A 12,422-nucleotide genomic window follows, 5' to 3' on the forward strand; every position below is an offset into this window, starting at 1 on the left:
GTGATATGCATTGTCCTTTTTGTTCAGAGAATGATACTAAAGTAATCGACTCTCGTTTGGTTGCGGATGGTCATCAGGTTCGTCGTCGTAGGCAGTGTCTGGCGTGTAGCGAACGTTTCACTACGTTTGAAACCGCAGAGTTGGTTATGCCGCGCGTGATTAAATCGAATGGCAACCGTGAGCCGTTTAATGAAGATAAAATGGTCGGCGGTTTGCAAAGGGCGTTGGAGAAACGTCCGGTCAGTGCAGACGCAGTAGAGCTTGCGATCAGCATGATTAAATCGCAACTACGCGCAACAGGTGAACGCGAAGTACCAAGTGAAATGATTGGTAACCTCGTGATGGATCAACTGAAAGAGCTGGATAAGGTGGCGTATATTCGATTTGCGTCAGTGTACCGAAGTTTTGAAGATATCCGAGAGTTTGGCGAAGAAATCGCTAAGCTGGAAGATTAACGGACGCAGCTCATGTCTGAATTCACTTCTCTAGATTTTCAAATGATGTCACGTGCTATCCATTTGGCGCAAGGTGGCATCTATACCACGCCTCCAAACCCAAACGTGGGTTGCGTGATCACTCGCGATGGCGAAATTGTGGGTGAAGGTTTTCACTTTCGTGCAGGCGAACCCCATGCGGAAGTGCATGCGTTGCGCATGGCGGGCGAGAAAGCCGCAGGTGCAACCGCCTATGTGACGTTAGAGCCTTGCTCTCACTACGGACGCACACCTCCCTGCGCGGAAGGCCTGATTAATGCCAAGGTTGCGAAAGTTATTTGTGCCATGCAAGACCCGAACCCGCAAGTGGCAGGACGCGGCATCCAAATGCTGCGCGACGCTGGGATAGAAGTGCATGTCGGCTTGCTTGAACAAGATGCACACGCTCTAAATCCAGCGTTCATCAAGCGAATGAAAACCGGCATGCCTTTTGTGCAGTTGAAAATGGCGGCGAGCTTAGACGGCCAAACCGCACTTGCTAATGGGCAAAGCCAGTGGATTACCTCCCCGCAGGCGCGTCAAGACGTCCAGAAATACCGAGCGCAAAGTGGCGCTATTCTGTCGACCAGTAAGACAGTCATAGACGATAACGCGTCACTCAATGTTCGCTGGAGTGACTTACCGCAACATGTACAAGCCAATTACTTACAACAAGACTTACGTCAACCTGTTCGAGTGATCTTGGATCGCCAGCAGCAACTAACTGCCGATCTCAAGCTGTTCCAAGCTGAAGGCGATAAGCTCGTCATCGCTGAGCAAGGTGATATTGCTCCTGTTTTAAATCACGATCAGCAAATTGACTTAAAGGCGATGTTTGCCCAACTGGCTAGTCAGTACAACGTTAACCACCTGTGGGTGGAAGCGGGCGCAACGTTGGCGAGCAGCCTGATCAAAGCCGAGCTGGTGGATGAGCTTATCCTGTATCTCGCGCCTAAAATTATGGGAAGCGATGGCAGAGGGTTACTCGGTGCATTAGGTCTTGACTCTATGGCGGATGTGATCGAGCTGGATATTCAAGATGTAAGACAAGTGGGCAAGGATATTCGAATCGTTGCCAAACTATTGAAAAAAGAAATGTAATTATGTTTACAGGTATTGTAGAAGCAGTCGGAACACTGACTGCCATCACGCCAAAAGGCGAAGATATCAGTGTTACCGTGGCAGTCGGTAAGCTGGACATGTCGGATGTAAAGTTGGGTGACAGTATTGCGACTAACGGCGTGTGCCTTACCGTCGTGGACTTTAGCTCAACCAGCTACACCGCGGACTTATCGCTCGAAACGTTAAAGAAAACAGGCTTTGCCGATTACGAAGCAGGCGACAAAGTTAACTTAGAGAAAGCCATGTTGCCAACGACGCGATTCGGTGGACATATTGTTTCAGGGCACGTTGACGGCGTGGGTGAAATCGTTGAACGAAATATGGTGGGTCGTGCGATTGAGTTTTGGGTCTCGATGCCACAAGAGCTGTCTAAGTATGTCGCGGAGAAAGGATCGATCACCGTTGATGGTATTAGTCTGACGGTCAATGCGTTGCGTAAGAATGCTTTCAAGCTCACCATTGTTCCTCATACTGGGGAAGAAACGACGATTGCAGATTTTCATGTAGGGCGCAAAGTGAACTTAGAAGTTGATGTGCTTGCACGTTATATGGAGAGATTACTGACAGGACAGCGTGAAGAGCAGGAACCAGAATCTCGTATCACCATGGAATTTTTACAACAGAACGGATTTGCATAAGCAACGCCAAACTCGCGTTCGATAAACCATTCGCCGCTAGAAGCTGAGACAGGAATAAAAAGATGCCAATTAGTACGCCACAAGAAATCATTGAAGATATTCGCCTTGGAAAAATGGTCATCCTGATGGATGACGAAGATCGAGAAAATGAAGGTGATTTAATCATGGCTGCGGAGCATATTACTCCGGAAGCAATTAACTTTATGGCGACTCACGGCCGCGGACTGATTTGTCTGACGATGACGAAAGAGCGTTGTGAAATGTTGGGTCTACCGCCAATGGTGCAAGACAATAATGCGCAATACACCACAAACTTTACCGTTTCTATTGAAGCGGCTGAAGGCGTAACAACCGGTATTTCAGCGGCAGACCGCGCTCGCACGGTACAAGCTGCTGTGGCGAAAGACGCAAAAGCGGCAGATCTTGTTCAGCCGGGTCATATCTTCCCGCTTGCGGCTCAAGAAGGTGGTGTATTGACTCGCGCAGGTCATACTGAGGCTGGTTGTGATTTGGCTCGTCTGGCAGGTTTGGAGCCAGCAGGTGTGATTGTAGAGATCCTTAACGACGATGGCACTATGGCACGCCGCCCAGATCTCGAAATCTTTGCAGACAAACACGATATCAAGCTAGGTACCATCGCTGATCTGATTGAATATCGCAACAACACCGAAACGACGATTGAACGCGTTGCGGAATGCAAACTGCCAACTGAGTTTGGTGAATTTGAGTTGGTCACTTACCGCGATACGATCGACAACCAAGTGCATTATGCGCTTTGCAAAGGCGATCTTGAAAATGAAGTGCCGCTTGTACGCGTGCATTTGCAAGATACCTTTACTGATCTACTCCGTAGTGATCGCAATGCTGAACGTAGCTGGACATTAGACAAGGCGATGAAGCGAATCGGCCAAGATGGTGGCGTGTTGGTTATTCTGGGTAATGAAGAGTCGACTGACCTGCTAATCCACCGAGTCAAAATGTTTGAAGCGCAGGATAAAGGCCAAGCCCCAACGCTTGCTAAGAAGCAAGGCACATCACGCCGAGTCGGAGTTGGTTCGCAAATTTTGGCGGATCTTGGTGTGCATGATATGCGTCTGCTATCGTCAACTAACAAAAAATACCATGCATTGGGTGGCTTCGGTCTGAATGTCGTTGAGTATGTTAGTGAGTAGTTGCTAAGTCTTATGAAATCGCAAGAGGGCAAAGGTTTTCAGAGCTTTTGCCCTCTTTGCATTCAATCCTTTGCGAAAGGGAAAAGGAATGCAAATTTCCATTAGATATTGCTCACAAAACTATGCTAGAATCCGGCGATTCTCACTTGATGAACATAGTTAAAGGAAAGCTTATGAAAGTGATCGAGGGTGGCTTCCCAGCGCCAAACGCAAAAATTGCTATCGTTATTTCTCGTTTCAACAGTTTTATTAACGAAAGTCTATTGTCTGGTGCAATCGATACTTTAAAGCGTCATGGACAGGTTAGCGAAGAAAACATCACTGTTGTTCGTTGTCCTGGTGCAGTGGAATTACCTCTTATTGCTCAGCGTGTAGCAAAAACAGGTAAGTTCGATGCAATCGTGTCACTAGGTACAGTTATTCGTGGTGGTACACCACACTTTGACTATGTTTGTAGTGAATGTAACAAAGGTCTTGCACAAGTTTCTCTGGAATACAGCCTTCCAGTAGCATTTGGTGTACTGACTGTTGATACTATTGATCAAGCAATCGAGCGCGCAGGAACCAAGGCTGGTAATAAAGGTGCAGAGGCTGCACTGAGCGCACTTGAGATGATTAACGTTCTTTCAGAAATTGATTCCTAATGGGGGCCAGTGTGAAACCAGCCGCACGTCGTAATGCACGTCGATTCGCTTTACAAGCGATCTACTCATGGCAAATTACCAAAGAGAATGTTGCCACTATTGAAGAGCAGTTCTTATCTGGTGGTAAGTATGATGAAGAAGAACATCATGCAGCAGAACCAGCACTTGCAGCTCCAGACACAGACGTTGCATACTTCCGTGACCTGCTAACAGGTGTTGTGCTAAGTCACACAGAGCTAGATAGCAAGATTCGTCCTTACACGGCTCGTCCGATGCAAGATTTGGATTTGATGGAGCTAGCATTGCTTCGTCTTGCTATGTATGAAATGACACGTCGTGAAGACGTACCTTACAAAGTGGTTATCAACGAAGCGATTGAACTTGCTAAAGTATTCGCAGCTGAAGAAAGCCACAAATTCGTGAACGGTGTACTTGATAAAGCGGCACCTCACGTACGTAAGAAGTAAGAGATTATCAAGAATGAAAAGGTCAGCAATCGCTGACCTTTTTTATGCGTATTAATTAGTGTTATGCGCATAAAGCAATGTTATCCGTATTAAAAACAATCTAGTGGAATCCCGATGGCTGGTGAATTTAATCTGATTGAGAAATATTTTGTGGGCCGACAGCAGCAGCGCCGCGATGTGTTGTTGGCAGCGGGTGATGACTGTGCGCTTGTGCAGGTTCCTCAGGGACTATCTGTAGCGATCAGTACGGATACCTTGGTGTCAGGCACCCACTTTCTTCCAGAGGCTAACCCTGCATGGGTAGCTCATAAAGCGTTAGCCTCTAACATTAGCGATCTGGCGGCTATGGGCGCCACGCCCGCATGGGTCTCTTTTGCTCTTACCATGCCTAAGCCTGATGAAGCTTGGCTAGCCCCATTCTGCGACGCCTTTTTTGAGCTGGCCGATTACTTCGGGATCCAGTTAATTGGTGGTGATACCACCAAGGGGCCGTTGAGTTTGACGTTGACCGTGCAAGGGTTAGTTGCCCCTGACAAAGCATTGAGACGTGATGGTGCCAAAGTCGGTGATTGGATATATGTCACGGGCGATTTGGGGGATAGTAAAGCTGGGCTTGAGGTCGTTCTAAATCGTGATGAGGGAGAGGGCAAGCCTTTTGCTCGTGAATTAGAGCAACGCCATTATTTATCTACCCCGCGAGTTTTAGTTGGCCAAGCCCTGCTTGGATTAGCGAGCTCCGCGATTGATATTTCTGATGGATTGATTTCGGATGTTCAGCATATTTTGCAACGTTCAAAGGTTGGAGCTAGTATTGATGTTTCAAAGCTTCCCGTTTCGAATGAATTGGTCCAGTTTTTAGGTGATCCACAAAAAGCACAACAGTATGCTCTCACCAGCGGTGAAGAGTATGAGCTCTGCTTTACGGTACCTGAGCAAAATCAAGGTGCCATTGAAAGTGCATTGGCTCACTGTGGGGCAAAATTCACTTGTATCGGTCAAATAAGACCAGAAGGTATTTTTGAGATCCACTCGCAAGGTGAAGCGCTCAATTGGTCACTTAGTGGCTATGATCATTTCCAATAATTAAGCAGTAGTATGACAAACCCTCTATCTCGAATTTCACTGAAGAACCCTTGGCATTTATTGGCTACGGGGTTTGGCAGTGGTTTATCTCCGATTATCCCCGGAACCATGGGAACACTCGCAGCGGTTCCTGTGTACCTTTTGCTGGCTCAAACCCCGCTGATGGTGTACTTACTGCTGGTGCTTATATCTTGTGTGGTGGGGATAAAAATCTGCCAAGTAACCTCTGATGATATGGGCGTTCATGATCACGGTTCTATCGTCTGGGATGAGTTTGCCGGTTTCTGGATCACTATGTTGGTAGTGCCCGTGTTAGGGGTGCCCGTTTTCGATTGGAAGTGGCTTTTGGCTGGCTTTGTCTTATTCCGATTCTTCGATATGGTAAAACCTTGGCCGATTGGTTGGCTAGACAAGCGAGTTCATGGTGGCTTAGGCATCATGCTGGATGATATTGTAGCAGGTGTTATGGCTGGGGTGTCACTGTATTTAGTGGGTGTGTACTTAGGTTGGCTATAGCGATATTAATACGCTGAAAAGGCTTCCAAACGGAAGCCTTTTTTATACTTTAACGAGGTTACTTGAGTTTCTCTAGATCCGCTTCTATCTCTGAAATCTTACTTGAAACAACTTTTTCCAAGTGACGCAAATCTGACAGGATTTTCTGTTTTACATCCACTTCTATCAACTTCTCTGGCTTGGTGATTTTATTCAGCTCATCAATAACCAAAGTGAGGTTACGGTTGATCTCGGTGACTTCTTTGTACTGGTGGCTACCGCTATCAACAAGTACACTTTTTACTTGGCGTGGATATTTGAATTTTACACTCTTCGCAAACAGCTCGCCCTTCTGCTTATGAAAATAGATTTTTAACACATCCTTGTGCGCTTCTTGGCGAAGTGAATAGCGCTCAATCTGTTTAGGGTCTTGAATGCCTAAACCAGTGAGGTGTGGAAACATAGGCTACCTCTTTAACTGTGTCGAAGTTATTAATTAGTTCAATAGTTAATGTAGCAGCCTATTAATGTTGTAGACAGTGGATTTTTCAAGCAGAGCAATAACTTGTGGTCAAGATCGCTTACGGAGCCAGCTTGGCCACATTTTCGATCAGATGCTGCCTCAGCAGTTGCTCTTCATCTTCAGTTAATTTCCCACCATTATTACTGGTGATGATGAATAAATCTTCTGCGCGCTCGCCAATGGTGGTGATCTTCGCACCGTGTAAATGCATGCCTAAATCAGCAAATGTTGCGCCGACAGTGGCCAGTAATCCAGGCGTATCTAAAGCAACAAACTCCATTAACGTGCGTTTCCTACTTTTGGTTGGCAGGAAGTCCACTTGAGTTTTAACCGTAAAATGCTGCAATTTACGTGGCATACGACGAGTTTTGATCTTTGTCGGACGACCATCTTGTAAAACATGCACCAAGTGCCTAATCACTGCTTTATGACGGTTTTCATTAATGACATCACCATGCTGGTCCAAAATGATGAAAGTATCGAGTACGTAGCCGTCTTTACTGGTCATAACTTGCGCATCATGAACATTAAGGTTACGGCGGTCGAGTTCTGCCACTACTGTTGCAAATAGGGCGTGCTGGTCTTTGCTGTAGACAAATATTTCTGTGCCACCACGAGTGGCTTTCTTAGAAACTAAGATAAGCGGCTTGGAGTGATCTTCATGACGCAGCAGATGAGAGCAATGCCAGGCAATTTGCTTGTGAGTATGGCGCAGAAAATAGTCCGCTTTAAACCGTTGCCAGAGCACTTCTATCTCTCGCGCACTAAAGCCTTCTTTGCGCAGTAACGCAGAGGCCAGTTGTTGGTTGTGACGAATTCGCTCCCGAACATCGACGGGGTTTTCTAAGCCGCGACGTAGCGCTCTTTGAGTTGAGTAGAATAGTTCAGCAAGCAGCGTTCGTTTCCAGCTGTTCCAGAGCTCTGGATTAGTCGCACAAATATCGGCAACCGTCAGGCACACCAAGTACTCTAAGCGTTCTTCATCACGTACCTTTTTCGCGAACTCGGTGATCACATCTGGGTCATAAATATCGCGTCTCTGCGCGGTTACCGACATTAATAGGTGATTGCGAACCAGCCAAGAAACCAGTTTGGCTTCTGGCTTGGAAAAACCATGCTGGATACAGAAATCATAGGCTTCTGATTCACCAATAACAGAATGATCGCCGCCACGCCCTTTACCAATGTCGTGAAAAATAGCAGCTAATATAAGAAGCTCTTTTTTCTGAATTTTTGGGTAAACTTCGCAGCAAATAGGGTGCTTTTCGTGGTTTTTTGCATAGCTGAAAGTGTTGATGTGCTTGAGAAGGCGAACGCTGTGCTCATCCACCGTGTAAACATGGAATAAATCAAACTGCATTTGGCCGACAATTTGGCTCCATTGTGGTAAGTAAGCCGCAAGTACGCCAAGATTATGCATGAGCCCAAATGCGCTATGCAGTGCATTAGGGTGGCGGCAGAGTTCAATGAATTTTTCTCTGGCGGCCGGGATAGTATGCAGAAACTTATTGAGTCTTCTTCTGGCGGTACGCAGCTGGCGCATGGTGGGAGGAGCCACGCCCTCAATCGTCGAGTCATTAGCAATGTGTAAAAACATGTCGAGTATGGTTTCTGGGCGAGCTTGAAACAGGGCAGGCTTCCTTGCTTCAATAAGATGGCCACGGCGCAGAAAATCATCACTGATGATCTCAGGTTCACTTTCGACCCCATTTTCCAGAATGGCTTGGTCAAACAGTTTTAGTAACATTTTGTTGAGTTCAGCAACGCGTCGTAAGGTGCGGTAGAACTCTTTCATCATTTTTTCGACGCCACGGTTCCCCTCACCGGTAAAACCGAGGCTTTCAGCTACTTGGGCCTGATGCGCGAAAGTGAGTCGGTTATCATAACGCCTTAATTCGATATGCAGCGCAAAGCGAACCCGCCACAAAAAATCTTGGCACTCGACGAGTTCTCGATATTCCGCATCTGTTAAAAAACCAAAGTGGCTCATTTCTAACAAAGAGGTGGCACCAAAGTGGCGCCTGGCCACCCAGCTCAAGGTATGAATATCGCGTAAACCGCCCGGCGTTGATTTTATATCCGGTTCAAGGTTGTAGGTAGTATCGTGGTAGCGAGCATGGCGCTCTCTTTGCTCTTGTACTTTAGCTTTGTAAAAAACTTCGCTTGGCCAAAATGATTCCGAATGAATGACCATTTTTAGCTGGTAAAAGGTGTCTTCACACCCACATAGCAGACGTGCTTCTTGTAGGTTGGTGGCGACCGTTAAGTCTTCTTTACCAATGCTCGCACACTCATCAATACTGCGAACAGCGTGACCGACTTCGAGCTTTAAGTCCCATAGCAAGGTAATAAACTCGCTGACTTTGGCGGCTAAGCTTTCTGGTAAAGATTTACGAGAGATAATTAAGATATCGATATCAGATAAAGGATGCAGCTCTCCGCGGCCGTATCCACCGACAGCGACTAGGCTGATATTGGGCAGTTCTGAGAACCCGAAGTGAGACCACAATCGATTAAGCATCAAGTCTATGTATTCTGCTCGGCCTAACACCAAATCAGTGATGGGGTGATGATTGAGGAATTCCGTCTTTTGATAATCAGCGAATTGCTCTAATTGATGTTTTAGTTCACCAATCGTGATTTGTTCTTTTTCAAAAGTCAGAGGAGATTGAAAGCTCATACAGCCAGTCCGTGCAAAGTATCCTAATGGTATTCAATCTATCAAAATAGGGTACTAAGCTAAATAACTAATTGGCCGTGTATTGTGGCAAGAGTAGAAGGAACGATGGAGGAAGGCAGATATAAAATATCCCCGGCAGAGCGGGGATATTAGGGAAAAACGGGTTACGCGTTGTTCATGATACGAGGAATCGTGTCGTCGCTGCGCAGCGTGAATACTTCACAACCAGTTTTAGTCACCACAATGGTATGCTCGTACTGAGCTGATTTTTTACCGTCGCCAGTGTAAACCGTCCAATCATCTTCGGCATCAACGCTAACGCCGAATTTACCAGCATTGATCATTGGCTCAATGGTGAAACACATGCCTTCTTTTAAAACGCGACGGTCGTTGTTTTTGTAGTGAACAATTTGTGGTTCTTCATGGAATTCGTTACCAATGCCGTGACCACAGAAATCTTTAACAATGGAAAACTTATTGCGTGGGTTCTTTTTGTTGTTTTCTTTGATGTACTTTTCAATCGCACTACCAATATCACCCACAGTTGCGCCTGGCTTAACTTTACGCATGCCAACATAAAGTGCCTCTTGGGTAACCATGCATAGGCGTTTGTCCGCTGGGCTTACATCACCAACAAAGAACATTTTCGATGTGTCGCCATGGTAACCTTCTGGGCGAACAGATAGATCCGCGTTTTCGTCATTCGGTACGATAACCGTGATATCGATATTAATAATGTCGCCACTTTTCAATACTGCCGGCTTCATTTGGCCATTGCTGCCAGTTTCGTCCTGTGACGCAGGAATGCCGTGACACACGATATGGTTAATTGACGTACAGATTGACTTAGGGAAACCATGGTAATCAAGTGGAGCAGAGTAAGCCCCTTTCTCTAAAGCGTAATCGTGACAGATTTGGTTAAGTTCATCCGTCGTTACCCCTTCTTTGATATAAGGTTCAATCATCTCCAGAATTTCAGCGGCTAAAGCACCCGCTTTGCGCATACGTTCGATTTCTTCAGCTGTTTTTATCTTGATTGACATCGGCTTTCTCTACTTTGTTCAATTGCACTTTCTAGTGCGATGCGGCGCATTCTAACAGGAAGATATCAGAAAGTGTATTCGTGACTGGAGTTGGGGGGCGCTGAACGGAAGTACGCACGGCGCTATTTACAGTTTAAACGCAATGCTTCAATCGTTTTTTTACTAGCCATATGCCTTAAAAATATGGTATAAAGCGCGCCGGAATGTGGACCGTTCTCTTCGCAAGCGAATCGCAAAGCGGCGAAATTGTTCACACCCAACTAAACTTATATCTTTAAATCACACACATTCCGTCACATATTCCGGGGTGCTGGGCAGAAGCTTAGTCGGAATTATGGGGGATGTGGAGGCCTAACCCCATAGAGGATTATAAAATGGCAACTGTATCAATGCGCGATATGCTTAAAGCTGGTGTTCACTTCGGTCACCAGACTCGTTACTGGAACCCAAAAATGAAGCCGTTCATCTTTGGCGCTCGTAACAAAGTTCATATCATCAACCTAGAAAAAACTGTACCAATGTTCAACGACGCTCTAGCAGAGCTAGCTAAAGTTGGCGAGAAAAAAGGTAAAGTTCTTTTCGTAGGTACTAAGCGCGCTGCATCTGAAGCTGTTAAAGAAGCTGCAATCGCAAGCAACCAGTTCTACGTAAACAACCGCTGGTTAGGCGGTATGCTTACAAACTACAAAACTGTTCGTCAGTCTATCAAGCGTCTAAAAGATCTTGAAGCTCAGTCTCAAGACGGTACTTTTGACAAACTAACTAAGAAAGAAGCTCTAATGCGTACTCGCGAAATGGAGAAGCTAGAGAAATCTCTTGGTGGTATCAAAGATATGGGCGGCCTACCAGACGCTCTATTCGTAATCGACGCTGATCACGAGCACATCGCAGTTAAAGAAGCTAACAACCTAGGTATCCCAGTTTACGCTGTAGTTGATACTAACTCTAACCCAGATGGCGTTGACTTCGTTATCCCAGGTAACGACGACGCAATCCGTGCGGTACAGCTATACCTAAACGCTGCTGCTTCTGCAGTTAGCGAAGGTCGTAACAAAGACGTTGCTGCAGCTGCTGAAAAAGACGGTTTCGTAGAAGCTGAATAATAGCGGCTCCGTGTCACACTTGGTTTTATGTGCAAACAAGTTGTAGCATAAACTGAGTTATAGTTATAAGCAGGGGCCTTTGTTATTGGCCCCTGTTTTTTACCAAATCTAGAATCAACTGAGGAATAGAGAATGGCTGTTACTGCTGCTCTAGTTAAAGAACTGCGCGAACGCACTGGCGCAGGCATGATGGAATGTAAAAAAGCGCTTGTTGAAACTAACGGCGACATCGAACTAGCAATCGAAAACATGCGTAAGTCAGGCGCTGCGAAAGCTGCTAAAAAAGCAGGTAACGTAGCTGCTGAAGGCGCAATCATCATTAAAGAAGAAAACGGCGTTGCTGTTCTTCTTGAAGTTAACTGCCAAACTGACTTCGTTGCTAAAGACGCTAACTTCACTGCATTCGCAGAAAAAGTAGCAGCAGACGCTCTAGCTTCTAAAGCTTCTGTTGAAGAGCTAGTTGCTAAATTCGAAGAAGAGCGTGTTGCTCTAGTTGCTAAGATCGGTGAAAACATCAACATCCGTCGCGTACAGTATGTTGAAGGCGCTGCAATCGCTTCTTACCGTCACGGTGAGAAAATCGGTGTAGTTGTTGCTGGTGAAGGCGACGCAGAAACTCTTAAGCACGTTGCTATGCACGTAGCTGCTTCTAAGCCAGAGTTCGTTAACCCTGAAGACGTACCTGCTGACGTAGTAGAAAAAGAGAAAGCTGTTCAAGTTGAAATCGCTATGAATGAAGGCAAACCAGCTGAAATCGCAGAGAAGATGGTTGTTGGCCGCATGAAGAAATTCACTGGCGAAATCTCTCTAACTGGTCAAGCGTTCGTTATGGAACCTAAGAAATCTGTAGGTGAAATCCTTAAAGAGCGTGGCGCTTCTGTTTCTACTTTCGTTCGCCTAGAAGTAGGTGAAGGTATAGAGAAGAAAGAAGAAATGAGCTTCGCTGAAGAAGTAGCAGCAGCTCAAAAAGGTTAATCCT

The 12,422-nt window shown here is 46.1% G+C and carries 13 protein-coding genes; 10 read left to right on the plus strand and 3 right to left on the minus strand.

Annotation, left to right across the window (positions count from 1 at the left end):
• The first annotated feature begins 5 nt into the window (after window positions 1–5).
• The 8 genes from nrdR to pgpA all read left to right on the plus strand — a co-directional run bounded on the left by nrdR (window position 6) and on the right by pgpA (window position 6,115).
• Window positions 6–455 carry a transcriptional regulator NrdR gene (gene nrdR / locus VNE01S_RS05265; RefSeq protein WP_053396753.1) on the plus strand — a complete coding sequence of 150 codons (450 nt, stop codon included), beginning with the start codon at window positions 6–8 and terminating at the stop codon, window positions 453–455.
• A 12-nt stretch (window positions 456–467) separates the two neighbouring features.
• On the plus strand, window positions 468–1,574 hold the full coding sequence (gene ribD / locus VNE01S_RS05270; RefSeq protein WP_053396754.1) for a bifunctional diaminohydroxyphosphoribosylaminopyrimidine deaminase/5-amino-6-(5-phosphoribosylamino)uracil reductase RibD: 1,107 nt from the start codon (window positions 468–470) through the stop codon (window positions 1,572–1,574).
• A gap of 2 nt (window positions 1,575–1,576) precedes the next feature.
• A complete protein-coding gene (locus tag VNE01S_RS05275) occupies window positions 1,577–2,233 on the plus strand; it encodes a riboflavin synthase (protein ID WP_053396755.1) in 657 nt (218 codons plus the stop codon).
• A 62-nt stretch (window positions 2,234–2,295) separates the two neighbouring features.
• Complete coding sequence (ribBA, locus tag VNE01S_RS05280) at window positions 2,296–3,405, plus strand: bifunctional 3,4-dihydroxy-2-butanone-4-phosphate synthase/GTP cyclohydrolase II (RefSeq protein WP_053396756.1); 1,110 nt, start codon at window positions 2,296–2,298, stop codon at window positions 3,403–3,405.
• A 173-nt stretch (window positions 3,406–3,578) separates the two neighbouring features.
• Window positions 3,579–4,049, plus strand: coding sequence for a 6,7-dimethyl-8-ribityllumazine synthase (gene ribH, locus VNE01S_RS05285; RefSeq protein WP_053396812.1), 471 nt, complete (start codon window positions 3,579–3,581; stop codon window positions 4,047–4,049).
• Window positions 4,049–4,516, plus strand: coding sequence for a transcription antitermination factor NusB (gene nusB / locus VNE01S_RS05290; protein ID WP_053396757.1), 468 nt, complete (start codon window positions 4,049–4,051; stop codon window positions 4,514–4,516). Before ribH ends, nusB begins: the two co-directional genes overlap by 1 nt.
• Before the next feature lie 114 nt (window positions 4,517–4,630).
• Window positions 4,631–5,599 carry a thiamine-phosphate kinase gene (gene thiL, locus VNE01S_RS05295; protein ID WP_053396758.1) on the plus strand — a complete coding sequence of 323 codons (969 nt, stop codon included), beginning with the start codon at window positions 4,631–4,633 and terminating at the stop codon, window positions 5,597–5,599.
• 12 nt (window positions 5,600–5,611) lie between these two features.
• Window positions 5,612–6,115 carry a phosphatidylglycerophosphatase A gene (pgpA, locus tag VNE01S_RS05300; protein ID WP_053396759.1) on the plus strand — a complete coding sequence of 168 codons (504 nt, stop codon included), beginning with the start codon at window positions 5,612–5,614 and terminating at the stop codon, window positions 6,113–6,115.
• A gap of 58 nt (window positions 6,116–6,173) precedes the next feature.
• Here the strand turns inward: pgpA and VNE01S_RS05305 are convergent, their stop codons facing one another.
• From VNE01S_RS05305 to map, 3 genes are all read right to left on the minus strand, one after another.
• A complete protein-coding gene (locus VNE01S_RS05305; protein WP_053396760.1) occupies window positions 6,174–6,557 on the minus strand; it encodes a DUF3461 family protein in 384 nt (127 codons plus the stop codon).
• 118 nt (window positions 6,558–6,675) lie between these two features.
• Window positions 6,676–9,297, minus strand: a complete 2,622-nt coding sequence (gene glnD, locus VNE01S_RS05310) for a bifunctional uridylyltransferase/uridylyl-removing protein GlnD (RefSeq protein ID WP_053396761.1) — start codon at window positions 9,295–9,297, stop codon at window positions 6,676–6,678.
• Between the two features lie 164 nt (window positions 9,298–9,461).
• A complete protein-coding gene (map, locus tag VNE01S_RS05315) occupies window positions 9,462–10,340 on the minus strand; it encodes a type I methionyl aminopeptidase (protein ID WP_053396762.1) in 879 nt (292 codons plus the stop codon).
• Window positions 10,341–10,714: 374 nt separating this feature from the next.
• On the opposite strand from map, the gene rpsB reads away from it, so the two are divergent.
• Window positions 10,715–11,443 carry a 30S ribosomal protein S2 gene (gene rpsB / locus VNE01S_RS05320; protein ID WP_053396763.1) on the plus strand — a complete coding sequence of 243 codons (729 nt, stop codon included), beginning with the start codon at window positions 10,715–10,717 and terminating at the stop codon, window positions 11,441–11,443.
• Window positions 11,444–11,575: 132 nt separating this feature from the next.
• Entirely contained in the window at window positions 11,576–12,418 is an 843-nt protein-coding gene (gene tsf / locus VNE01S_RS05325; RefSeq protein ID WP_053396764.1) for a translation elongation factor Ts, read from the plus strand.
• The last annotated feature ends 4 nt before the right edge of the window (window positions 12,419–12,422 follow it).

Source organism: Vibrio nereis NBRC 15637, from assembly GCF_001591105.1.
In the GTDB taxonomy this organism is placed as follows: Bacteria; Pseudomonadota; Gammaproteobacteria; order Enterobacterales; family Vibrionaceae; genus Vibrio; species Vibrio nereis.